23 protein-coding genes are annotated in these 20,827 nt (G+C 62.7%); 10 read left to right on the top strand and 13 right to left on the bottom strand.

Annotation, left to right across the window (positions count from 1 at the left end):
* Positions 1 to 2 precede the first annotated feature (2 nt).
* Complete coding sequence (gatB, locus tag ACSQ8R_RS05590) at positions 3 to 1,508, bottom strand: Asp-tRNA(Asn)/Glu-tRNA(Gln) amidotransferase subunit GatB (RefSeq protein WP_436252470.1); 1,506 nt, start codon at positions 1,506 to 1,508, stop codon at positions 3 to 5.
* Positions 1,509 to 1,652: 144 nt separating this feature from the next.
* On the opposite strand from gatB, the gene ACSQ8R_RS05585 reads away from it, so the two are divergent.
* Positions 1,653 to 1,976: a DUF1294 domain-containing protein gene (locus tag ACSQ8R_RS05585; protein WP_436252469.1), complete on the top strand. Its 324-nt coding sequence runs from the start codon at positions 1,653 to 1,655 to the stop codon at positions 1,974 to 1,976.
* Here ACSQ8R_RS05585 and ACSQ8R_RS05580 read toward each other — a convergent pair.
* Positions 1,973 to 2,482: an N-acetyltransferase family protein gene (locus ACSQ8R_RS05580; RefSeq protein ID WP_436252468.1), complete on the bottom strand. Its 510-nt coding sequence runs from the start codon at positions 2,480 to 2,482 to the stop codon at positions 1,973 to 1,975. The two genes, ACSQ8R_RS05585 and ACSQ8R_RS05580, sit on opposite strands and share 4 nt — an antisense overlap.
* Positions 2,483 to 2,761: 279 nt before the next feature.
* Between ACSQ8R_RS05580 and ACSQ8R_RS05575 the strand changes: the two genes are divergently transcribed.
* On the top strand, positions 2,762 to 3,019 hold the full coding sequence (locus tag ACSQ8R_RS05575) for a YjhX family toxin (RefSeq protein WP_436252467.1): 258 nt from the start codon (positions 2,762 to 2,764) through the stop codon (positions 3,017 to 3,019).
* Positions 3,020 to 3,055: 36 nt separating this feature from the next.
* Here the strand turns inward: ACSQ8R_RS05575 and ACSQ8R_RS05570 are convergent, their stop codons facing one another.
* The 6 genes from ACSQ8R_RS05570 to ACSQ8R_RS05545 all read right to left on the bottom strand — a co-directional run bounded on the left by ACSQ8R_RS05570 (position 3,056) and on the right by ACSQ8R_RS05545 (position 6,552).
* On the bottom strand, positions 3,056 to 3,346 hold the full coding sequence (locus ACSQ8R_RS05570) for a type II toxin-antitoxin system RelE/ParE family toxin (RefSeq protein WP_436252466.1): 291 nt from the start codon (positions 3,344 to 3,346) through the stop codon (positions 3,056 to 3,058).
* Entirely contained in the window at positions 3,336 to 3,617 is a 282-nt protein-coding gene (locus tag ACSQ8R_RS05565) for a hypothetical protein (RefSeq protein ID WP_436252465.1), read from the bottom strand. The genes ACSQ8R_RS05570 and ACSQ8R_RS05565 overlap by 11 nt, the downstream gene beginning before the upstream one ends.
* Complete coding sequence (locus ACSQ8R_RS05560) at positions 3,578 to 3,850, bottom strand: hypothetical protein (RefSeq protein WP_436252464.1); 273 nt, start codon at positions 3,848 to 3,850, stop codon at positions 3,578 to 3,580. Before ACSQ8R_RS05560 ends, ACSQ8R_RS05565 begins: the two co-directional genes overlap by 40 nt.
* Positions 3,851 to 3,913: 63 nt before the next feature.
* Positions 3,914 to 5,395 (bottom strand): Asp-tRNA(Asn)/Glu-tRNA(Gln) amidotransferase subunit GatA, encoded by a 1,482-nt coding sequence (gene gatA, locus ACSQ8R_RS05555; protein ID WP_436252463.1) that lies wholly within the window; start codon positions 5,393 to 5,395, stop codon positions 3,914 to 3,916.
* Between the two features lie 58 nt (positions 5,396 to 5,453).
* Positions 5,454 to 5,741 carry an Asp-tRNA(Asn)/Glu-tRNA(Gln) amidotransferase subunit GatC gene (gene gatC / locus ACSQ8R_RS05550; protein WP_436252462.1) on the bottom strand — a complete coding sequence of 96 codons (288 nt, stop codon included), beginning with the start codon at positions 5,739 to 5,741 and terminating at the stop codon, positions 5,454 to 5,456.
* 109 nt (positions 5,742 to 5,850) lie between these two features.
* Positions 5,851 to 6,552, bottom strand: coding sequence for a metal-dependent hydrolase (locus ACSQ8R_RS05545; protein ID WP_436252461.1), 702 nt, complete (start codon positions 6,550 to 6,552; stop codon positions 5,851 to 5,853).
* Positions 6,553 to 6,671: 119 nt separating this feature from the next.
* Here ACSQ8R_RS05545 and ruvX point away from each other — a divergent pair, with 119 nt between their 5' ends.
* On the top strand, positions 6,672 to 7,160 hold the full coding sequence (ruvX, locus tag ACSQ8R_RS05540) for a Holliday junction resolvase RuvX (protein WP_436252460.1): 489 nt from the start codon (positions 6,672 to 6,674) through the stop codon (positions 7,158 to 7,160).
* Here the strand turns inward: ruvX and ACSQ8R_RS05535 are convergent.
* The 3 genes from ACSQ8R_RS05535 to ACSQ8R_RS05525 all read right to left on the bottom strand — a co-directional run bounded on the left by ACSQ8R_RS05535 (position 7,103) and on the right by ACSQ8R_RS05525 (position 8,368).
* Positions 7,103 to 7,429 (bottom strand): DUF6105 family protein, encoded by a 327-nt coding sequence (locus tag ACSQ8R_RS05535; RefSeq protein ID WP_436252459.1) that lies wholly within the window; start codon positions 7,427 to 7,429, stop codon positions 7,103 to 7,105. The genes ruvX and ACSQ8R_RS05535 overlap by 58 nt on opposite strands.
* On the bottom strand, positions 7,426 to 7,596 hold the full coding sequence (locus ACSQ8R_RS05530; RefSeq protein ID WP_310211827.1) for a hypothetical protein: 171 nt from the start codon (positions 7,594 to 7,596) through the stop codon (positions 7,426 to 7,428). The genes ACSQ8R_RS05535 and ACSQ8R_RS05530 overlap by 4 nt, the downstream gene beginning before the upstream one ends.
* A 127-nt stretch (positions 7,597 to 7,723) precedes the next feature.
* The gene (locus tag ACSQ8R_RS05525; protein ID WP_436252458.1) at positions 7,724 to 8,368 is read right to left on the bottom strand and encodes a TetR/AcrR family transcriptional regulator; all 645 of its coding nucleotides are present in this window, start codon (positions 8,366 to 8,368) and stop codon (positions 7,724 to 7,726) included.
* 181 nt (positions 8,369 to 8,549) lie between these two features.
* On the opposite strand from ACSQ8R_RS05525, the gene ACSQ8R_RS05520 reads away from it, so the two are divergent.
* Complete coding sequence (locus ACSQ8R_RS05520) at positions 8,550 to 9,485, top strand: AEC family transporter (protein ID WP_436252457.1); 936 nt, start codon at positions 8,550 to 8,552, stop codon at positions 9,483 to 9,485.
* Here ACSQ8R_RS05520 and ACSQ8R_RS05515 read toward each other — a convergent pair.
* The gene (locus tag ACSQ8R_RS05515) at positions 9,467 to 11,119 is read right to left on the bottom strand and encodes an acyl-CoA dehydrogenase family protein (protein WP_436252456.1); all 1,653 of its coding nucleotides are present in this window, start codon (positions 11,117 to 11,119) and stop codon (positions 9,467 to 9,469) included. The two genes, ACSQ8R_RS05520 and ACSQ8R_RS05515, sit on opposite strands and share 19 nt — an antisense overlap.
* A gap of 202 nt (positions 11,120 to 11,321) precedes the next feature.
* Between ACSQ8R_RS05515 and ACSQ8R_RS05510 the strand changes: the two genes are divergently transcribed.
* From ACSQ8R_RS05510 to dprA, 4 genes are read left to right on the top strand one after another with little or no spacing between them, the layout of a single operon-like run.
* Positions 11,322 to 12,263 (top strand): aspartate carbamoyltransferase catalytic subunit, encoded by a 942-nt coding sequence (locus tag ACSQ8R_RS05510; protein ID WP_436252455.1) that lies wholly within the window; start codon positions 11,322 to 11,324, stop codon positions 12,261 to 12,263.
* Entirely contained in the window at positions 12,260 to 13,561 is a 1,302-nt protein-coding gene (locus ACSQ8R_RS05505; RefSeq protein WP_436252454.1) for a dihydroorotase, read from the top strand. Before ACSQ8R_RS05510 ends, ACSQ8R_RS05505 begins: the two co-directional genes overlap by 4 nt.
* 13 nt (positions 13,562 to 13,574) lie before the next feature.
* Positions 13,575 to 14,192 carry a glycerol-3-phosphate 1-O-acyltransferase PlsY gene (gene plsY, locus ACSQ8R_RS05500; protein ID WP_436252453.1) on the top strand — a complete coding sequence of 206 codons (618 nt, stop codon included), beginning with the start codon at positions 13,575 to 13,577 and terminating at the stop codon, positions 14,190 to 14,192.
* 13 nt (positions 14,193 to 14,205) lie between these two features.
* Positions 14,206 to 15,348 (top strand): DNA-processing protein DprA, encoded by a 1,143-nt coding sequence (gene dprA / locus ACSQ8R_RS05495; protein WP_436252452.1) that lies wholly within the window; start codon positions 14,206 to 14,208, stop codon positions 15,346 to 15,348.
* Here dprA and ACSQ8R_RS05490 read toward each other — a convergent pair.
* On the bottom strand, positions 15,328 to 15,552 hold the full coding sequence (locus ACSQ8R_RS05490) for a hypothetical protein (protein WP_436252451.1): 225 nt from the start codon (positions 15,550 to 15,552) through the stop codon (positions 15,328 to 15,330). The two genes, dprA and ACSQ8R_RS05490, sit on opposite strands and share 21 nt — an antisense overlap.
* A gap of 247 nt (positions 15,553 to 15,799) precedes the next feature.
* Here ACSQ8R_RS05490 and topA point away from each other — a divergent pair, with 247 nt between their 5' ends.
* On the top strand, positions 15,800 to 18,475 hold the full coding sequence (gene topA, locus ACSQ8R_RS05485; RefSeq protein WP_436252450.1) for a type I DNA topoisomerase: 2,676 nt from the start codon (positions 15,800 to 15,802) through the stop codon (positions 18,473 to 18,475).
* Positions 18,472 to 20,826: a ribonuclease R gene (gene rnr / locus ACSQ8R_RS05480; RefSeq protein ID WP_436252449.1), complete on the top strand. Its 2,355-nt coding sequence runs from the start codon at positions 18,472 to 18,474 to the stop codon at positions 20,824 to 20,826. Before topA ends, rnr begins: the two co-directional genes overlap by 4 nt.
* The last annotated feature ends 1 nt before the right edge of the window (position 20,827 follow it).

The following is a 20,827-nucleotide window of genomic DNA, read 5'->3' as shown; positions in this document are numbered from 1 at the left end:
GCCTACTCCTCTTCGATCCCGAGCTTCGCCTTGACGAGCGCCTGGACGGCCTGCGGGTTGGCCTTGCCACCGGTCGATTTCATGACCTGGCCGACGAACCAGCCGGCAAGCGTGGGCTTGGCCTTGACCTTGGCGACCTGGTCCGGGTTGGCGGCGATGATCTCGTCGACGGCGGCCTCGATCGCGCCGGTATCGGTCACCTGCTTCATGCCGCGGCTCTCGACGATCTCGGCCGGATCGCCGCCCTCGTTGAGCACGATCTCGAAGAGATCCTTGGCGATCTTGCCGGAAATCGTCTCGGCCTTTATGAGGTCGATGATGGCGCCGAGCTGGGCGGGAGAAACCGGAGTCTCTTCAATGTCTTTGCCGGTTCTGTTCAAGGCGCCCAGCAGGTCGTTAATCACCCAGTTGGCGGCAATCTTGCCGTCGCGGCCCTCGGCCACGGCCTCGAAATAATCGGCGATCGCCTTTTCGGACACCAGAACCGAGGCATCGTAAATCGACAGGCCGAGTTCGCGCACGAACCGGGCCTTCTTGTCGTCCGGCAGTTCCGGCAGGTGACGTTCCAGCTCGGCGACAAAGGCGTCGTCGAATTCGAGCGGCAGCAGGTCTGGGTCGGGGAAATAACGGTAGTCGTGCGCGTCTTCCTTGGAGCGCATCGAGCGCGTCTCGCCCTTGTTGGGGTCAAAGAGCCGGGTCTCCTGGTCGATCGAGCCGCCGTCTTCGAGAATGCCGATCTGGCGGCGCGCTTCGTATTCGATCGCCTGGCCGATGAATCGGATCGAGTTGACGTTCTTGATCTCGCAGCGCGTGCCGAATTCAGCGCCCGGACGGCGTACCGAGACGTTGACGTCGGCGCGCATCGAGCCTTCGTCCATGTTGCCGTCGCAGGTGCCGAGATAGCGCACGATCGAGCGAAGCTTGGTCATATAGGCCTTGGCTTCGTCGGACGAGCGCATGTCGGGCTTGGAGACGATCTCCATCAGAGCCACGCCGGAACGGTTGAGGTCCACATAGGACATGGTCGGATGCTGGTCGTGCATCGACTTGCCGGCATCCTGTTCCAGATGCAGGCGCTCGATGCCGATCTCGATATCCTCGAACTGGCCCTGGCGGTCCGGACCGAGCGAGATGACGATCTGGCCTTCGCCGACGATCGGGTCCTTATACTGGGAAATCTGGTAGCCCTGCGGCAGGTCCGGATAGAAATAGTTCTTGCGGTCGAACAGCGAACGCTTGTTGATCTGAGCCTTGAGGCCAAGCCCGGTGCGCACCGCCTGCTTGATGCATTCCTCGTTGATGACCGGCAGCATGCCCGGCATCGCCGCATCGACGAGCGAGACGTTCGAGTTCGCCGGCTTGCCGAACTCGGTCGAGGCGCCGGAGAAGAGCTTGGAATTGGACAGGACCTGGGCGTGCACCTCCAAACCGATGATGACTTCCCAGTCGCCGGTGGCACCGGGAATGAAGCGTTTCGGATCGGGCGTGCGGACGTCGACAAGGGTCATCTGATGCTCGTGAAATGGTCTCGATTGGGTTTTCTGGAGGTAGAGCAAATGGCGTTGCGGTGCAAGGCTGGTGCGCAAAAGCATCGCTGTAGAATGCGGCCGTTCGTTCAGCCGGCTTTAACCGGACTCTGGTGAAATCGCGGAATGGAGCTTTCAACCCCACTCACGCTGTTTGTCCTATATCTGCTCCTGAACGTCATCGTCTTCTGCGTTTATTGGTGGGACAAGCAGGCGGCCATCGATGGCACATGGCGGATCAGCGAGCGTACGCTCCTCGGTGTAGCCTTCATCGGCGGTAGTCTGGGTGCCGTGGCCGCGCAGCAGATGCTGCGACACAAGACCCGTAAGGAACCTTTCCGTACGTTGCTGATGATCATAGTCACCCTTCACACGCTCGGCGCGGCGTCCTGGCTGCTTGCTCCGGACTTGACGCGGCGGGCGATCGCGGTCATCGCCGGGGCGATCTAGAAGCTCGGCCCGTAGGTGTCGGGCGCTTCCGCGACGAGGCGTTTCGACAGGCCCACCGACTGCACGTCCCTGTCGATCTTCGGCGAATAGATGGTCGAGAGCCAGTTGATGGAATAGCCCTGCTTCTCGAAGAAGCCGACCGCCTCGGCATTGCGGGCGTGGGTCTCGACGCGGGCGACTTCGAACCTCTGGTGGACGATCTCGGCCTCGACCTCGACAAGAAGCGCGCGGCCAAGCCCCTGCCCCTTGAAGGATGGATCGATCCAGAAGTCGGAAATCAGCTCGTCGAGCTTTTCGCGCGCCGCCCAGCCTGCAAGATTGCCGGCCTGCTCGACGACGGTAATGGTGAGCCAGGAGGAGCGCGTGAAATTCTGGAAGGCAGTGCGGGCGCTGGAGCGCATATCGGTCATCTCACCGATCGAAATCATGGCCTTCTCCCAGGAGCGGAAGCCGATTTCCGCCAGGATATCCACCTCGTCCTCACGCGCATTGCGAATATGGGCCATAGCTTCCCCTGTTGCAATTGCAGTAGACCACTGAGTCCGCGCTTTGACCAGTGCAACAAATAGGGCCTTTCAGGCAGGTGCTTGACGGCCAAGGAAAACCCGCCTAGTGCGGATTTCGCATTGATGGAGTTTTGATGTTCTCTTCCGTAGAGACCCGCTGAGGGGCCGGCCCCGCATCCAGCCGCGCCGGCCCAGACAAAAACGAGAACCCCGACGTCCCGCGACGCCGGATACGTTTTTGCGCGCTCGTCTGCGAGCGCTTCTCCGGACATCAAGACAATGGATATTTCCCGCGCCGAACAGCGCATCCTCCACCTGCTCGCCCAGGGCGGCAGGATCGAGATCACCCGCGACGACAACAGAAAGATCGAAAAGCTGCAGCTCGTCACCCGCGAAGGCTGGGCCTTTTCCGGCCTGGACCTCGTCACCTTCCGCAAGCTCAAGCAGAAGAAGGCGATCAGATCCCAGGGCGGCAGGCCCTACCGTATCACCGAACGGGGATTGGTACTGGTGAGGGCCGAGCAGGATAACCGGTGATATGGAAGGCCGGTTTTACGGTCAAAACCGGCCTCTTCATTCCCGATCTGGCGGAAACTTCTGACGGTCATGGATAATCGCTATCACTTCGATATCGATCTCATCCACGATTCTATAGACCGCGAAATAGGACAAGCGAACGATCGACAATTCGCGTGTTTCGGCAACGCGCCCGACCCGCCCCAGAAACGGAAACTGCTCCAGCATAGCTATGGCTTGAAGGATACGTGCGATCACACGCTTGGCCGCGTGATCGTCTTCCAAAGATATATAGGAATAGATAGCGTCTAGGTCAGCTTCCGCTCGCGGCGTTAAACTAATGTTCAAGGCCGAATTTCTTCCATACCTTGTCTAACGGGATGCGGCGCTCCGGATATTGTTTAGCTTCCTCGAGAGCCTTTTCGATCTTGGCGTTTGCCCACGCATCATAATCTCGGTCAGTCGATATCAAATCGGCTGCAATAGACCCTTCCGGCTTCTTCGCTTCGTTTTTGGGCGCGCTCATTTCAACAGTATAGCACGGCCCCACGGGGAACTCTATCTCGATAGCGCCCCGCTTCAGCCCGTCTTGAAAAGCCCCGCCTTCATCGCCGACCATTCCTCCGCGACCGACCCCGAGCGCCTTTTTCCGGCGCGGCGGTACCAGTAGTCGGCGTTCCAGTCGTCGCCTTCGATGCGGTGGCAGAGGGCGTGGCCCCAATCGAACGGTTGTTCGCCCTCATGGGCTTGGCAGATGTTATGGACCGCCTGCCAATCGGCGCCCATGGTGAAGCCCGAAGCCGCGAGGCGATCGAACGCTTCGATCAAACGTGCAAGATCAGTCTCGGCCATGAACCATCTCCCCGGGCAACCGCCCGATGATCGGCGGCCGTCATCCTGCAGATCGTGCGCCTGTTACCACCACTTCGCCGGCGTGAACCGGCCGGCGGCCTGTTCGATGACATAAGCGGTGCGGAACAGCGTTTCTTCCTCGAACGGCTTGCCGATCAGCTGCAGGCCGAGCGGCAGCCCCTTATGGTCCAGGCCGGCGGGAACGGCGATGCCCGGCAGGCCGGCCATGTTGACCGTCACCGTAAAGATGTCGTTGAGGTACATCTTGACCGGATCGGACGCGAGGTCCTCATCGGCGATACCGAAGGCGGACGACGGCGTGGCGGGCGTCAGGATGGCATCGACGCCGGCGTCGAAGACGATCTCGAAGTCGCGCTTGATCAGCGTGCGGACCTTCTGGGCCTGCAGGTAATAGGCGTCGTAATAACCGGCCGACAGAACGTAGGTGCCGATCATGATGCGGCGCTTGACCTCGGTGCCGAAACCGGCGGCGCGGGTCTTTTCGTACATGTCGACGATGTCCTTGCCATCGACGCGCAGGCCGTAACGCACGCCGTCGTAACGGGCGAGGTTCGACGAAGCCTCGGCGGGGGCGACGATGTAATAGGCCGGCAGCGCGTATTTGGTGTGCGGCAAGGTGATATCGACGATCTCGGCGCCGGCATCCTTCAGCCAGGCAATGCCCTGAGCCCAGAGCTTTTCGATCTCTTCCGGCATGCCTTCGACGCGGTATTCCTTGGGAATGCCGATCTTCATGCCCTTGAGCGACTGGCCGAGCGAGGCCTCATAGTCCGGCACCGGCAGGTCAACCGAGGTCGTGTCCTTGGCATCGACCGAAGCCATCGACTTCAGCATGATCGCCGCGTCGCGCACGTCGCGGGCGATCGGGCCTGCCTGGTCGAGCGACGAGGCGAAGGCGACCGTGCCCCAGCGCGAGCAGCGGCCATAGGTCGGCTTGATGCCGACTGTGCCGGTGAAGGCGGCCGGCTGGCGGATCGAACCACCGGTATCGGTGGCCGTTGCGCCGGCGCAGAGGAATGCGGACACCGCAGCGGCAGAACCGCCGGAGGAACCGCCCGGCACCAGCTGCTGGTTGGAGCCATTGGCGCGCCAGGGGTTGACCACCGCGCCGTAGTGAGAGGTCTCGTTGGAGGAGCCCATCGCGAACTCGTCCATGTTGAGCTTGCCGAGCATGACCGCCCCGTCGTCCCAGAGGTTCTGGGTGACGGTCGATTCGTATTTCGGCAGGAAACCGTCGAGGATGTGGCTGCAGGCCTGGGTATGGACGTCGCGGGTGGCGAACAGGTCCTTGATGCCGAGCGGGATGCCTTCCAGCGCTCCGGCCTGGCCGCTGGCGCGGCGCGCGTCCGAAGCTTTCGCCATGTCGAGCGCCTTTTCCGGCGTCACGGCGACATAGGCATTGAACACCGAGTTGGCGGCATCGATCGCGGCGAGATAGGCCTGGGTCAGCTCGACCGAGGTGAACTCCTTGGCTTTCAGCTTTTCGCGGGCTTCGGCAATGGTGAGGCTGGTGAGTTCGGTCATGGGCTCTTCAAACGGTTCGAAAACGAGGAGGAGGTTCGTCGTGGCGCTATTTGAGCGCTCACTCGACGACCTTCGGCACCAGGAAGAAATTATGGTCGGTGGTCGGCGCGTTGGCGACGATGTCGTCGGCCTTGTCGCCATCGGTGACATTGTCGGTACGCTTGCGCATCTCCATCGGGGTGACAGAGGTCATCGGCTCGACGCCCGCGACATCGACTTCGGAAAGCTGCTCGACGAAATTGATGATGCCGTTCAGCTCGCCCACCATGCGATTGGCATCCTCCTCGGTGACCGCAATGCGGGCAAGGCGCGCAACGCGCTTGACGGTGGCGAGATCGACGGACATGGCATGACTCCGATGGGAAATTTCCCCTTCGCTATAATGGCCATGTCCGCCCTTCGCAACAGGGAGCGCGCCTCAATTTGCGAAGGCGCGCCGCCTTGAGAGAGGCGACTTAGAACGTCAGTATGCCGCCCGGAGCCGGCGTCTCGACCCGGGTGCGCGAACCTTCCATGCCCTTGACGAACTTTTCCGGCGTCTGATCGACGCCCGGCAGACCGTAGTGGCAGGGCAATGCGTGCTTGAAATCGAAGAAGCGCTGGCAGGCAAGCGCCGCCACAGCGCCGCCCATGGTGTAGCGGTCGCCGATCGGCACGATGCCGATATCCGGCTGGTGCAGTTCGTTGATCAGGGCCATGTCGCTGAAGATGTCGGTGTCGCCCATGTGGAGGACCGAGGGCTCGTCGTCGAAATGCAGCATCAGGCCGTTGGCATTGCCGAGGCAGTGCGACACGCCGTCTTCGGTGAGCGAAGCGGAGGAATGCAGAGCGTTGGTGAAAGTGGCGGTGAAGCCGCCGAGGTCGATCGTACCGCCGGTATTGCCCATTTCGAGCTTCTCGACGCCCTTCTTTGCCAGCCAGACGCCGAGGTCGTAGTTTGCAAGCACGACCGCGCCGGTTTCCTTGGCGATCTGCACCGTGTCGCCGACATGGTCGCCGTGGCCGTGGGTGAGCAGGATATGGGTCAGGCCCTCGGCGGCAGCCTTGATGTCCTGGCCGGCAAAGGCGGGATTATAGGTCAGGAACGGGTCGACCAGGATCTTGGCCTTGGCGGTCTCGATGCGGAAGGCGGCATGGCCGAGCCAGGTGATCTTCATGGAAAACTCTCCTTCAATATGGTGCGGGATGATAACGACACATAGCCGATATGAGGCTAAAGGGAAGTGGGACAGAGGGTGGGACAAAACCCACTCTGGATCCCAAGGATGAAGAACGCATGACTGTGATGACCATCGAGGAACTGGCTGAAGCCCTGAAACCCGGACAGGCGATTGCCGGGCTCGACCTCGGCACCAAGACGATCGGGCTCGCCATGTCGGATCTCGGCCGGCGGTTTGCCTCTCCCCGCCCGGTCATCAAGCGGGTGAAGTTCACCAAGGATGCCGAAGTGCTGATGGCCTTTGCCGAGAAGGAAAAAGTGGCGGGCTTCGTCATCGGCCTACCGACCAACATGGACGGCTCTGCCGGTCCGCGCGTGCAGGCGACGAGGGCGTTCGTACGCTCGATGTCGGAAAAGACCGCCCTTCCCTTCGTCTACTGGGACGAACGGCTATCGACCGTGGCCGCCGAGCGGGCGCTTCTGGAAATGGACGTGTCGCGCGCCAAACGTGCCGAGCGAATCGATTCCGCCGCGGCAAGCTTCATTCTTCAGGGGGCTCTCGACAGGCTCTCGTCGCTCGGCAGGGAGACGGATTTCGTCAGCTGACGCTTGCGCCACCAGGCAGCAATCTCGCGGCGCTTGCGGAAGGCGATGATGGCGAACACCACCAGGCTGTCGAACGCGATGGCGCGCGCCACCAGCGGCGGAATGGTTTCCGGCGGAATTCCGAGGATATTGCCGTAGATCTGGAAGACCAGATCATGGGTCTGGCGGGTGAGCATGAAGAAGCCGAAGCTCATATCGTAGTAGGAAAGCCCGTACCAGCTGGACAGCAGCAGGACCGGGCCGGCCCACAATATCAGTAACCACTTCATGCGGTCTTCCCCCTCGGCTCGACTGGATAGATTTCCAGCGACACGAGCCATCTCGATAGGGCCATCAGGCTCAGGACAAGTGCGGGAACGGCGATATCAAGCGCCAGCACCGCGAAGATCGTCGTCATGACGAGCAGCAATGCACTCTCCCTGATTGTCGTTCCCATCCTGAGCACGTCCGGCCGATGCCTTGGTTAACAATGTGTTAATGGCAATTTAGGTCGTGGCGGATTTCCTGCAACGGAAACCGGGCAGCATGGTTAATTCCGGCGCGGCGGCTGTGGATAACGCGGATCAGCCGTAAATGGCCCGGACCAGGCGGCGGAGCGCGTTGCCGACCTTGTCCCAATCCTTCTCCGTCTTGAGCGCCAAACCGGAGAACTGGCCGCTGACGGCGGCCGATATCACCAGGTGCTGGATTGCCGCAAACAGCAGCGCGTTGGTGGTCGCGGCATCGACGCCCTTGGGCGGCGTCAGCGAGCCCCGCATCTTTTCGAGCCATTTGCCCAGCGCCTTGGTGCGGGCATCCGACAGCCGGCGGACCTGCGGCGTATCCTGCGAAACCTCCCAGGCGACGATCTTGCAGACCAGCGGGTCGTCCCGCAATGCTTCCATGAAATAGATGGAGAGCTTTTCCATCAGATCGCCGTAGGTCAGCAGGAACATGCCGCCGGTATCTTCCGGGATACGATCCTTGACCCAGGTGCCGAGATCGGCGCCGATCGCCTCGATCAGCCCGTCGAGACCGCCGTAGTAACGATAGATGAGCTGTTTGTCGCAGCCGGCGCGGCGCGCCACTGCATTGATGCCGAACCCCTGGAAACCCTGTTCGGCGAGCAGCGCGCGGGCAGCCAGGAAGATCGCCCGCTCGGTGCCGGCGCGGCTGCGCGCCTTGGCGACCGAACCTTCTTGCGCTGTAACCTCGGGAATCTGGAGCATTTTTCGCCTGTTCGGTTTCGTCCTACCAACCGCGATAGTCCGAGCCATGGGCCACCGCAAGCGGTCTCGGTCGCCATGCACAGGATTGCGCGCGCAGCACTTGAATTCGCCAGGCGGTACATTGCATTATAGGCATGGGAGGACTAACGAGATCGTATTCTCCCACCGACGTGTCCTCCCCATGCTCATCGTATTCCAAAGCGTTCTGCCGATTTTCCTGCTGGTTCTCCTCGGCATGGGACTGAAACGCGCACCGATCATCAATGCCGACTTCTGGGACGGGCTGGAGCAGTGCAGCTACTGGGTGCTGTTTCCCGCGCTGTTGTTTTCCACCATGGCCAAGGCGGATTTCTCCAATACCGAGAACCTGACGGTCAGTTTTGCGGCGATCGTTTCTGTTCTCGTGATGTCGGGCGGGTTGTTGCTGGCATGGCCTCTGATGCGGAATTTGCGCGTCGGCGCGCCGGCCTATACGTCGCTGTTCCAGACGGCGACGCGCTGGAATGCCTTCATGGCGCTGGCGATCGCCGCCAAGACCTATGGCCCGCAGGGGCTTACCATGGTCGGCCTGGTGATGGCGGCGATCATCATTCCGCTCAACTTCATCAATGTGACCGTGCTCCTGTGGTTCTCCGGCCATGACCGGAACTACAAGGCCATCCTCTACCGGATCTGCACCAATCCGCTGATCCTTTCGACGGCGCTCGGCATCGCCGTCAACATCATCGGCATTCCGATCTACGAGCCGGTGATGGTGACGGTGGACCTGCTCTCCCAGGCGTCGCTCAGCCTCGGCCTGATCACGGTCGGCGCGGGCCTGAGGATCATGGACGCACTCAAGCCGCGGCCGATCACTCTCCTGGCCGTCGTTCTGAAGCTGATCGCCTTCCCGATCGTCGCCGTCGGTGTCGGCGCGCTGTGCGGGGTCCAGGGCAACGGCCTCGTCCTGCTGGCCCTGAGCGCCGCGGTTCCGACCGCGATGAACGGCTATCTCCTGGCCAAGCAATTGAACGGCGATGCCGACATGTACGCCGCGGCGGCCACCCTGCAGGTCGTCGCCTCGTTCCTCACCATTCCGGTGGTGATGACGGCTGTCGCTTACGTGGCGGCCGGATAAAGCAGATCGACGATGTAGCGGGCGTCGAACCGGGCATCAAGCATGCCGTAGGTAGAGCGCCAGCCGCCCGCGAGCCGCGTTTCCAGGAAGGCATCGGCGATCTTGCCGGCGCCGAGTCGCACCAGTTCGGAAGCCGCGGCCGCGAGTGCAAGCTGCTCCACAAGAAGCCGGGCAGCCCCTTCGTCGGTTTCGCAGAGCGCCATCGCGGCGCGCAGAACCTCGACGGTCTTCCGGCCCGCAGGACCGAGATCCCGTTCGAAACCGGCGAGCACCGTGTTGAACAGGTCCCGCCCACGCGACAGGACCCGGAGCACGTCGAGCGCCATCACATTGCCCGAACCTTCCCAGATCGCATTGACCGGAGCCTCGCGATAATGCCGGGCGATCGGCCGTTCCTCGATATAACCGTTGCCGCCGATGCACTCCATCGCCTCGTAAATCAGCGAAGGCGCGATCTTGCAGTTCCAGTATTTGATGACCGGCGTCATGACGCGGGCGAAGGCGGCATCGGCCGGGCTGCTGGCAGCCCTGTCGAAGGAATCGGCCAGCCGGAAGCTCAGCGCCGTCGCCGCGGCAACGTCGAGCGCCATGTCGGCGAGCACGCGGGTCATGAGCGGCTGATCGACGAGCCTCTTGCCGAACACGCTGCGGCCGCGGGTGTGGTGAACCGCCTCGGCAAGCGAGGCACGCATGATGCCGGCGGAGGCGAGCGCGCAATCGAGCCGCGTCAGGGTCACCATGTCGAGAATGGTGCGGATACCGCCGCCGGGTTCGCCCAAGAGATAACCGAAGGCGTCGGTGAACTCGACTTCGGAAGAGGCGTTCGAACGGTTGCCGATCTTGTCCTTCAGTCGCTGGAACTGCAGGCCGTTCGCCGACCCGTCCTCCAGCAGCCGCGGCACCAGGAAACAGCCGATCCCGTCGCCGGTTTTGGCAAGCATGACGAAACCGTCGCTCATCGGCGCCGACATGAACCATTTATGGCCGGAAAGCCTATAGATGCCCTCGCCGACCCGTTCGGCGGTCGAGCGGTTGGCGCGCACGTCGGTGCCGCCCTGCTTTTCGGTCATGCCCATGCCGAGCGTCACCGCGCTCTTCTGCAGCGCCGGACGATTGGTCGAATCATATTTGCGCGACAGGATTTTCGGCGCCCACTCCTTCTGGACGCGCGGCGAGGCCATCAGCGCGGCAATCGAGGCGCTGGTCATGGTCAGCGGGCACAGATGCCCGCATTCGAGCTGCGCCGACAGATAGAATCGCGTCGCGCGCGCCTTATGCTCGTGGCCCTTGGCTTCCGGAATGTTTTCCCAGACGGAGGAATGCAGGCCGGTCTGCATCGAACGGCGCATCAGCGCGTGCCAGGCCGGATGGAACTCCACGACGTCAAGCCGCTCGCCGCGCGGACCGTGGGTCTTCAGCTTCGGCGGGTTTTCGTTGGCCATGCGCGCCAGTTCCTGCGCCTCCGGCGACGTCACGTAACGGCCGAGCTGGTCGTATTCCTCGCGGATGGTGCGGTTCAGCGTGCTCGTCAGGTCGACGACCAGCGGATCGGATCGGTAGGCATTGATGCCGGACCAGGGTTTTGGCTGGTTCAGTTCGGCAAATTTTTCTTCGGCGCGCGACATCTGGTTCATGAAACGGGTTCTAGCGGAAGTTACCGGGCCTGGGAACGGCGCCCAATCAGGAATCCGGGCGTTCTCAACAAAAGGCCGCACCTGCCTCAAAAAACCTTCATGTCGCGATCCTTTCAAACAAGCAGTGAGATAAACCCCTCGCCGGCTTGCGGCTCCTGCCGTCAGACCTTATAGACCGCCGAACGCAAGCGGAGACGTGTCCATGGTCTTCTTCCCTCACCGCCATCTGATCGGCATCAAGGGCCTTACCGAACAGGATATAACCTTTCTTCTCGACAAGGCCGACGAGGCCGTGAAGATTTCAAGGCAGCGGGAGAAAAAGACTTCCACGCTGCGGGGCCTCACCCAGATCAACCTGTTCTTCGAAGCTTCCACCCGCACCCAGTCGTCCTTCGAGCTCGCCGGCAAGCGCCTCGGCGCCGATGTGATGAACATGTCGGTCGGCAATTCCTCGGTCAAAAAGGGCGAAACGCTGATCGATACGGCGATGACGCTGAACGCCATGCGCCCGGACGTGTTGGTGCTGCGCCATTCTTCCGCCGGTGCCGCCGCACTTCTGGCGCAAAAAGTCGCCTGCTCGGTCATCAATGCCGGCGACGGCCAGCACGAACATCCGACCCAGGCGCTGCTCGATGCGCTGACCATCCGCCGCGCCAAGGGCAAGCTGTCGCGGATCATCGTCGCCATCTGCGGCGACGTGCTGCATTCGCGGGTGGCCCGCTCCAACATTCTTCTGCTCAATGCCATGGGCGCGCGGGTCAGGGTCGTGGCGCCTGCGACGCTGCTGCCCTCCGGCATCAAGGATATGAGCGTCGAAGTCTTCCATTCGATGGAAGAAGGCCTCAAGGATGCCGATGTGGTGATGATGCTGCGCCTGCAGCGCGAGCGCATGGCCGGCGCCTTCGTGCCGTCGGTGCGCGAATATTTCCGCTTCTACGGGCTGGATGCCGAAAAACTGAAGGCTGCCAAGCCCGATGCGCTGGTCATGCATCCCGGCCCGATGAACCGCGGCGTGGAGATCGCCTCCGAAGTGGCGGACGGCCCGCAGAGCGTCATCGAGGAACAGGTGGAAATGGGGGTCGCGGTGCGCATGGCCGTGATGGAGGCCCTGCTCGTCTCCCAGAACCAGGGAGAACGCGCATGATCCAGACCCCTATGACCCCGACAATCCTCAAGAACCTGCGCATCATCGACCCGTCGCGCAACCTCGACGAGACGGGCACGATCATCATCGGCGCCGACGGCCGCATTCTCGCCGCCGGCAAGGGCGCTCAAAACCAGGGCGCACCGGAGGGTGCGACGGTCCGGGACTGCAAGGGCCTCGTCGCGACGCCGGGCCTCGTCGATGCCCGCGTCTATGTGGGCGAACCGGGCGCCGAACATACCGAAACGATCGAATCGGCAAGCCGGGCTGCGGCTGCCGGCGGCGTCACCTCCTTCATCATGATGCCCGACACAGATCCGGTACTCGACGACATCGCCCTGGTCGAATTCGTGCAGAAGACCGCCCGCGACAAGGCGGTCGTCAACGTCCATCCGGCCGCCGCCCTCACCAAGGGGCTGGCCGGCAAGGAGATGACCGAGATCGGCCTGCTGCAGCAATCCGGCGCCGTCGCCTTCACCAACGGTCGGCACGGGCTTTCCGACACGCTGCTGTTGCGCCGGGTGATGACCTATGCCCGCGAGTTCGATGCCGTGGTTTCGCTGGAACTGCGCGAAAAATATCTCGGCAACGGGGTGATGAACGAGGGCCTGTTCGCAAGCTGGCTCGGCCTGTCGGGCGTGCCGAAGGAGGCCGAGATCATCCCGCTCGAACGGGACTTGAGGATCGCGGCCCTGACCCGGGCGAAATATCATGCGGCCAAGATTTCAGTGGCTGAATCGGCCGAAGCGATGCGGGTCGCCCGCAACCGCGGCGCCAACGCCACCTGCGGCGTCTCGATCAACCATCTGGCGCTCAACGAGAACGACATCGGCGAATACCGCACCTTCTTCAAGCTGTCGCCACCGCTGCGTTCCGAAGACGACCGCGTCGCGATGGCCGATGCAGTGGCCGACGGCACGATCGACATCATCGTCTCCTCGCATGACCCACAGGACGTCGACACCAAGCGCCTGCCGTTCGCCGATGCCGAGGACGGCGCGATCGGGCTGGAAACCCTGCTTGCCGCAGCCCTCCGCCTGCATCACGACGGCCGTGTGCCGCTGATGCGACTGATCGATGCGATGTCCACCCGGCCGGCGCAGATCTTCGGTCTCGATGCCGGCACGCTGAAACCCGGCGCCAGGGCGGATATCACGCTGATCGACCTCGACGAGCCTTGGATCGTCTCGAAGGATATGATCTTGTCGCGGTCCAAGAATACGCCGTTCGAAGACGCGCGATTCTCGGGCCGCGCCGTCGCCACCTATGTGGCCGGCAAGTGCGTCTACACGCTTTAAGGGGAGCAAGGGCGTGAGTGAACTCTTCAACTGGCAGATCACTCTGCCGATCGCGCTGGCCGCACTGGCGTTCGGCTATCTGCTCGGCTCCATTCCCTTCGGCCTGATCCTCACCCGGGCGGCGGGGCTCGGCGACATCCGCTCGATCGGCTCTGGCAATATCGGCGCCACCAACGTGCTGCGCACCGGCAACAAGAAGCTCGCCGCGGCCACCCTGCTGCTCGATGCGCTGAAGGCGACCGTCGCGGCGCTGGTCGCCTGGTATGTGTTCGGCAAGGAAGCGGGGCTGCTTGCCGGTTTCGCGGCCTTCATGGGTCATCTCTTCCCGGTCTGGCTGGGCTTCAAGGGCGGCAAGGGCGTGGCCACCTATATCGGCACGCTGCTCGGCGTCGCTCCCTGGATGGTGCTGGTCTTTGCTGCAATCTGGCTCGGCGTCGCCAAGGTCAGTAAATATTCCTCGCTCTCCGCTCTGGTTGCAACTCTTGTCATTCCGGTTGTGCTGTGGTTCTTAAACGAGCCGAAGATCGCGCTGGTCATGGCCATCATGACGGTGATTTCCTGGTGGAAACACGAGGAGAACATCAAGCGCCTGATCGCCGGCACCGAAAGCAGGATCGGCCAAAAGGGATAGACCGGGGGAAACAATGCCGGACGGAAGCGCGAGACGTACAGGAATTGCGCTGACGGAGAGGCAGAGGATCGCCTGGCTGCGGTTGATCCGCTCCGACAATGTCGGCCCCGCCACGTTTCGAGATCTCATCAACCATTGCGGCTCGGCGGAAAACGCGCTTGCCATGCTGCCCGAACTCTCCGCCCGCGGCGGAGCGACCAGGGCGATCCGGATTGCCGGCGTGCAGGAGGCCGAACGCGAACTCGAAGCCGCCGATCGCTTTGGCGCTCGCTTCGTCGGCATCGGCGAACCCGATTATCCGCCGGCGCTGCGCCAGATCGAAGGCGCACCCCCGCTTCTTGCCATGAAAGGCGAACTTTCCGCCGCAACTCGTCCGTCGGTCGGGGTCGTCGGGTCGCGCAATGCCTCGATATCGGGCGCCAAGTTCGCGGCGATGATCGCAAGGGATTGCGGCCGTGCCGGATATACGGTGACGTCAGGTCTTGCCCGCGGCATCGATACATCAGCCCACCGCGCCAGCCTGGAGACCGGGACGATCGCGGTGCTTGCCGGTGGGCTCGACCAGCCCTATCCACCGGAAAACGTGCCTCTGCTCGACGAGATCACCGAAGGCGCAGGCCTTGCCGTCAGCGAAATGCCCTTCGGCTGGGAGCCCCGCGCACGGGATTTTCCCCGCCGCAACCGGCTGATATCCGGCATCTCGCTCGGCCTCGTCGTGGTGGAGGCCGCGGAGCGTTCCGGTTCACTGATTACCGCGAGGATGGCGACCGATTTCGGACGGCTCGTCTTTGCAGTTCCCGGTTCGCCGCTCGATCCGCGTTGCCACGGCACGAACGGGCTTCTGAAACAGGGGGCGATCGTCACAACCGGGTCGGCCGACGTCATCGAAGCGCTGGCGCCGCTCTCGCAACTTGATCTGTTCAACGGTCCGGTGGTGGAAGAGCCGAAGAAATTCAGCGACATACTGCCGCCCAACGACGACGACCGGGCGATCATCGTCTCGGCGCTGGGGCCAACGCCGGTCGAGGTGGACGACATCATCCGCCATACGGGACTGCCCGCATCCACCGTTTATCTCATCCTGCTGGAACTCGATCTCGCCGGTCGGCTGCATCGGCATGTCGGCGGTCTCGTCTCAATCGCGATGGACGCCTGAGTCGCGATGGAAGACTGAGCGGGGACGTCGGCCTGCCTGTACGTCGCCCGCCTCCACATAGGCCATCTCGATGAGATAACAGAGCATATCGGCTCCCTCCCCCAGGGCGACCTGCCGGAGCTCTCCGAGCATCTGCCTTATATAGGCTATATTTTCCCTGGTATCATCCTCGCGCCGGCCGTTTGTCTCGCTCCGAGAAATCATATTCTATCCTGTCAAAAAAAGTCGGCCACCGGTCCAAATAAATTCACCCTGAGGTATGCGGCGGACCATATCGCATTTATTTAAGATTGCAACCAATTGTAAATCTTCCCCAGGTTGCATCTCGTTGTACCCTATAATTTGGCATACGCCCCTTGACCGCGAGGCAAACGCCCTCCATGTCGGGAGGTCAAGATTTCCGCCTGGACCGCAAGGGTTCCGGGCCAAGCCTCTATTGCAGAGAAGCAAAATGAATGTTGTCGTCGTAGAATCTCCCGCCAAGGCCAAGACAATCAACAAGTATCTCGGCTCCGGCTACAAGGTTCTCGCCTCTTTCGGCCATGTGCGCGATCTTCCGGCCAAGGACGGGTCCGTGCTTCCCGATCAGGACTTCGAAATGCTGTGGGAAGTCGATAGCGCTTCCCAGAAGCGCATGAAGGATATCGCCGACGCCCTGAAAAGCTCGGACGGCCTGTTTCTCGCGACCGACCCGGATCGTGAAGGCGAAGCCATTTCCTGGCATGTGCTCGACCTTTTGAAGAAGAAGCGCCTGATCGGCGACAAGCCGGTCAAGCGCGTCGTCTTCAACGCCATCACCAAGAAGGCGGTGCTCGATGCGATGGCCAATCCGCGCGATATCGACGTGCCGCTGGTCGACGCCTATCTGGCTCGCCGCGCCCTCGACTATCTGGTCGGCTTCAACCTGTCGCCAGTCTTGTGGCGCAAATTGCCGGGCGCTCGCTCCGCCGGCCGCGTGCAGTCGGTTGCGCTGCGCCTCGTCTGCGACCGCGAGTCGGAGATCGAGCGTTTCGTCTCGGAAGAATACTGGAACCTGTCGGCGCTGCTGCGCACCCCGCGCGGCGACGAGTTCGAGGCGCGCCTCGTATCTGCCGACGGCAAGCGGCTGCAGGGCCGCTCGATCAAGAACGGCGAGGACGCCAACCGCCTGAAGGCGCTTCTCGACGGCGCGACCTATGTGGTCGACACGGTCGAGGCAAAGCCCGTCAAGCGCAATCCCGGCCCGCCCTTCACCACCTCGACGCTGCAGCAGGCCGCCTCCTCCAATATCGGCTTCAACGCCTCGCGCACCATGCAGGTGGCGCAGAAGCTCTACGAAGGCGTCGATATCGGCGGCGAGACGGTCGGTCTCATTACTTATATGCGTACCGATGGCGTGCAGATGGCGCCGGAAGCGGTCGATGCTGCCCGCAGCGCCATCGTCGGCCAGTTCGGACAGCGTTACCTGCCGGAAAAGCCGCGTTTCTATTCCACCAAGGCGAAGAACGCCCAGGAAGCGCACGAAGCGATCCGCCCGACCGATTTCAACCGCACGCCGGACCAGGTGCGCGGTTATCTCGATGCCGACCAGGCCCGTCTTTATGAACTGATCTGGAAGCGTGGCATCGCCAGCCAGATGGCATCCGCCGAAATCGAGCGCACCACGGTCGAGATCCTCGCCGACAACAAGGGTGAGAAGGCGGGCCTGCGCGCCGTCGGTTCTGTCATCCGTTTCGACGGCTTCCTCGGCGCCTATGTGGACAGCCGCGAGGACGCCGAAAAGACCGAGGACGACGACGAAGATGGCCGCCTGCCCGAGATCAACGCCCGCGAAAAGCTCGACAAGAGCAAGGTCAACGCCAGCCAGCATTTCACCGAGCCGCCGCCGCGTTATTCGGAAGCGTCGCTGATCAAGAAGATGGAAGAGCTCGGCATCGGCCGTCCCTCCACCTATGCCGCGACGCTGAAGACGCTGAGCGACCGCGAATATGTGACGATGGACAAGCGCAAGCTGATCCCGCATTCCAAGGGCCGGCTGGTGACGGCGTTCCTGGAGAGCTTCTTCACGAAATACGTCGAATACGACTTCACTGCCGATCTCGAGGAAAAGCTCGACAAGATCTCGGCTGGCGAACTCGACTGGAAGCAGGTACTGCGCGAATTCTGGCAGGATTTCTTCGCCCAGATCGAGGACACCAAGGAACTGCGCGTCACCAACGTGCTCGATGCGCTCAACGAGACGCTGGCGCCGCTGGTCTTCCCGAAGCGGGAGGACGGCAGCGATCCGCGCATCTGCCAGGTCTGCGGCACCGGCAACCTGTCGCTGAAACTCGGCAAATATGGCGCCTTTGTCGGCTGCTCGAACTATCCGGACTGCAATTACACCCGCCAGCTTTCCTCCGAAGGCGGCGCGGATGCGGAGGCGAACGGCCTCAACGAACCGAAGGCTCTCGGCGCCGATCCGCATACGGGCGAGGAACTGACCCTGCGTTCGGGGCGGTTCGGACCCTATATCCAGCGCGGCGAAGGCAAGGAAGCCAAGCGTTCGTCGCTACCCAAGGGCTGGAAGCCGGAGGACATCGACCACGAAAAGGCGCTCGCCCTGATCAATCTGCCCCGCGACGTCGGCAAACATCCGGAATCGGGCAAGATGATCTCGGCCGGGCTCGGACGTTACGGACCTTTCCTGCTGCATGACGGCAGCTATGCCAACCTCGAGAGCATCGAGGACGTGTTCTCGATCGGCCTCAACCGCGCCGTGACCGTGCTTGCCGAAAAGCAGAGCAAGGTGGCGGCTGGCGGCGGCCGCGGCCGTGGCACGCCGGCGGCGCTGAAGGAACTCGGCGACCATCCGGACGGCGGTTCGATCACCGTGCGCGACGGCAAATACGGCCCTTACGTCAACTGGGGCAAGATCAACGCCACGTTGCCTAAGGGCTTGGACCCGCAGTCGGTGACGATGGAGCAGGCGATGGCCTTCATCATCGAAAAGGGTGGCAAGACACCGTCGGCCAAGGCGAAGCCTAAGAAGGCCGCCGCCAAGGCGTCCACCGATACCAAGAAGGCCGCGACGAAGACCAAGACGGCAGCGAAGGCCAAAGCTCCGGCAAAGAAAGCCGCACCGAAGGCGAAGAAGACAGGCACGTGAGAGAACCACGCGACAGATCGAGACATCAGGGAAAACGCCCCGACAAGGTTGCCCGCGGTCACGCCGCTTCCGCAACGGAGAAGCCGGTGATCATCCACGGTGCCGTGCCGCCGCGTGATGTCCTGCTCGAATTCATCGCCGAAAATCCCGACAAGGGGTCGAAGCGGGAGATCGCCAAGGCTTTCGGGCTGAAGGGCGACACCCGCGTCGAACTGAAGGATCTCCTGCGGACGCTGGAGGAGGAAGGCCTTCTCAAGAAGAGCCGCAAGTCGCTCACCCGGCCCGACGCCTTGCCGCCGGTCACGGTGCTCGACATTACCACCCGCGACAAGGATGGCGAACTGATCGCCCGCCCGGCGGAATGGCCGGAGGATCTGGGTGCGGCGCCGGCGGTGCTCATCCGCCAATCGTCGGACAGCCGCGGCAAAGGCAGGGTGGCTGCCGCAGGCCTCAATGACCGGGTGCTTGCAAAGATCTTCCCGAACAAGGACCGGACCGGTCCTGCCTATACCGCACGCGTCATCAAGATCATCGACAAGCGCCGCGGCGCCTCGCTCGGCATCGTCCACAAGCTCGCCGATGGCGAACTGCGCCTGCTGCCGATCGACCGGCGCGGCGAGGAAATGGTGATCGAGCCCGCCGATATCGGCGAGGCCAAGGACGGCGACCTGGTCGAGACGGAAGTCGTCCGTTCCGGGCGTTTCGGCCTGCCCCGCGCCCGCGTCCTGTCGATCGTCGGCACCATCGGCTCGGAAAAGGCGATCTCGATGATTGCCGTCTATTCGCACGGCATTCCGCATATCTTCCCGAAACAGGTGATGGACGAGGCCGAAGCGGCCAAACCCGCCACCATGGCGCAGCGCGAGGACTGGCGCTCGCTGCCCCTGATCACCATCGACCCGGCCGACGCCAAGGACCATGACGACGCGGTCTATGCCGAGCTCGATCCCTCGCCCGACAATCCGGACGGCGTCATCGTCACCGTCGCGATCGCCGACGTCTCCTGGTATATCCGCACCGGCTCGCCGCTCGACCGCGAGGCGCTGAAGCGCGGCAACTCGGTCTACTTCCCGGACCGCGTCGTGCCGATGCTGCCGGAGCGCATCTCCAACGACCTCTGTTCGCTGCGCGAGGGCGAGGACCGACCCGCACTTGCCGTGCGCATGGTGTTTTCGAAGGAAGGCCGCAAGGCCGGCCACACCTTCCACCGGATCATGATGAAGAGCGCCGCCAAGCTGTCCTACCAACAGGCGCAGGCGGCGATCGACGGCAAGCCGGACGACAAGGCCGGGCCGCTGCTCGAGCCAATCCTGAAACCTCTCTGGCATGCCTATGGGGTGATGAAGCGCGGCCGCGACCGCCGCCAGCCGCTCGAACTCGACATGCCGGAGCGCAAGATCATCCTGAAACCCGACGGCACCGTCGACCGGGTCCATGTGCCGGAACGGCTCGATGCGCATAAGCTCATCGAGGAAATGATGATCCAGGCGAACGTCGCCGCCGCCGAGACGCTGGAAAAGAGACGGCAGGCGCTGATCTACCGTATCCACGACACGCCCTCGCTCGCCAAGCAGGAGACGCTGCGGGAATTTCTCGCGACATTGGGCATTCCGATGGCCAAGGGCGGCCAGATGCGCGCCAACTCGTTCAACGGCATCCTCGCCAAGGCCGAGGGCACCGCGCATCAGGTGATGGTCAACGAGATGGTGCTGCGCTCCCAGAGCCAGGCGATCTACAGCCCCGAGAATATCGGCCATTTCGGCCTCAACCTGATGAAATACGCACATTTCACCTCGCCGATCCGCCGTTATGCGGACCTGATCGTGCACCGCGCGCTGGTCGGCTCGCTGGGCCTCGGCGAAGGCGGCATCAAGCCGGAGGAAGAGGCGCAGCTCGACGATATCGCCGCCGAGATCTCGACCTTCGAGCGCCGCGCCATGGCTGCCGAGCGCGACACGATCAACCGGCTGATCGCCCATCACTTGAGCGAGCGGATCGGCGAGGAATTCGTCGGCCGCGTCTCCGGCGTCACCAAGGCGGGACTATTTGTCTCGCTTCCGACCTATGGTGCGGACGGATTCATCCCTATATCCACGCTCGGCAACGACTACTTCATCTACGACGAGGCGCATCAGGCGCTTTCCGGAGAGAAGACCGGTCTCGGCTACCAGATCGGCGATACGGTCGATGTTCGTCTGAAACAGGCGATCCCGCTTGCCGGCGCGCTGCAGTTCGAAATGCTGAGCGAGGGCAAGAAATTGCCGACCGCGATCCGCTCCTTCCATAAATCGGGGCGGCGCGGCCGGGCACAACCCGGCACGCGGCCTCCGCGGAGCGGCCGAAGGAGATAGG

Origin of the sequence: Neorhizobium sp. LjRoot104 (assembly GCF_964253725.1) — a bacterium.
Lineage (GTDB): Bacteria > Pseudomonadota > Alphaproteobacteria > Rhizobiales > Rhizobiaceae > Neorhizobium.
This window is presented reverse-complemented; position numbering and strand designations above follow the sequence as displayed.

Bases quoted from the DNA above. Each gene is read 5' to 3' on its own strand.
- gatB (WP_436252470.1), bottom strand. From the start codon at position 1,508: ATGACCCTTGTCGACGTCCGCACGCCCGATCCGAAACGCTTCATTCCC.
- ACSQ8R_RS05585 (WP_436252469.1), top strand. From the start codon at position 1,653: ATGGAGCTTTCAACCCCACTCACGCTGTTTGTCCTATATCTGCTCCTG.
- ACSQ8R_RS05580 (WP_436252468.1), bottom strand. From the start codon at position 2,482: ATGGCCCATATTCGCAATGCGCGTGAGGACGAGGTGGATATCCTGGCG.
- ACSQ8R_RS05575 (WP_436252467.1), top strand. From the start codon at position 2,762: ATGGATATTTCCCGCGCCGAACAGCGCATCCTCCACCTGCTCGCCCAG.
- ACSQ8R_RS05565 (WP_436252465.1), bottom strand. From the start codon at position 3,617: ATGGTCGGCGATGAAGGCGGGGCTTTTCAAGACGGGCTGAAGCGGGGC.
- ACSQ8R_RS05560 (WP_436252464.1), bottom strand. From the start codon at position 3,850: ATGGCCGAGACTGATCTTGCACGTTTGATCGAAGCGTTCGATCGCCTC.
- gatA (WP_436252463.1), bottom strand. From the start codon at position 5,395: ATGACCGAACTCACCAGCCTCACCATTGCCGAAGCCCGCGAAAAGCTG.
- gatC (WP_436252462.1), bottom strand. From the start codon at position 5,741: ATGTCCGTCGATCTCGCCACCGTCAAGCGCGTTGCGCGCCTTGCCCGC.
- ACSQ8R_RS05545 (WP_436252461.1), bottom strand. From the start codon at position 6,552: ATGAAGATCACCTGGCTCGGCCATGCCGCCTTCCGCATCGAGACCGCC.
- ruvX (WP_436252460.1), top strand. From the start codon at position 6,672: ATGACTGTGATGACCATCGAGGAACTGGCTGAAGCCCTGAAACCCGGA.
- ACSQ8R_RS05535 (WP_436252459.1), bottom strand. From the start codon at position 7,429: ATGAAGTGGTTACTGATATTGTGGGCCGGCCCGGTCCTGCTGCTGTCC.
- ACSQ8R_RS05530 (WP_310211827.1), bottom strand. From the start codon at position 7,596: ATGGGAACGACAATCAGGGAGAGTGCATTGCTGCTCGTCATGACGACG.
- ACSQ8R_RS05525 (WP_436252458.1), bottom strand. From the start codon at position 8,368: ATGCTCCAGATTCCCGAGGTTACAGCGCAAGAAGGTTCGGTCGCCAAG.
- ACSQ8R_RS05520 (WP_436252457.1), top strand. From the start codon at position 8,550: ATGCTCATCGTATTCCAAAGCGTTCTGCCGATTTTCCTGCTGGTTCTC.
- ACSQ8R_RS05515 (WP_436252456.1), bottom strand. From the start codon at position 11,119: ATGAACCAGATGTCGCGCGCCGAAGAAAAATTTGCCGAACTGAACCAG.
- ACSQ8R_RS05510 (WP_436252455.1), top strand. From the start codon at position 11,322: ATGGTCTTCTTCCCTCACCGCCATCTGATCGGCATCAAGGGCCTTACC.
- ACSQ8R_RS05505 (WP_436252454.1), top strand. From the start codon at position 12,260: ATGATCCAGACCCCTATGACCCCGACAATCCTCAAGAACCTGCGCATC.
- dprA (WP_436252452.1), top strand. From the start codon at position 14,206: ATGCCGGACGGAAGCGCGAGACGTACAGGAATTGCGCTGACGGAGAGG.
- ACSQ8R_RS05490 (WP_436252451.1), bottom strand. From the start codon at position 15,552: ATGATTTCTCGGAGCGAGACAAACGGCCGGCGCGAGGATGATACCAGG.
- topA (WP_436252450.1), top strand. From the start codon at position 15,800: ATGAATGTTGTCGTCGTAGAATCTCCCGCCAAGGCCAAGACAATCAAC.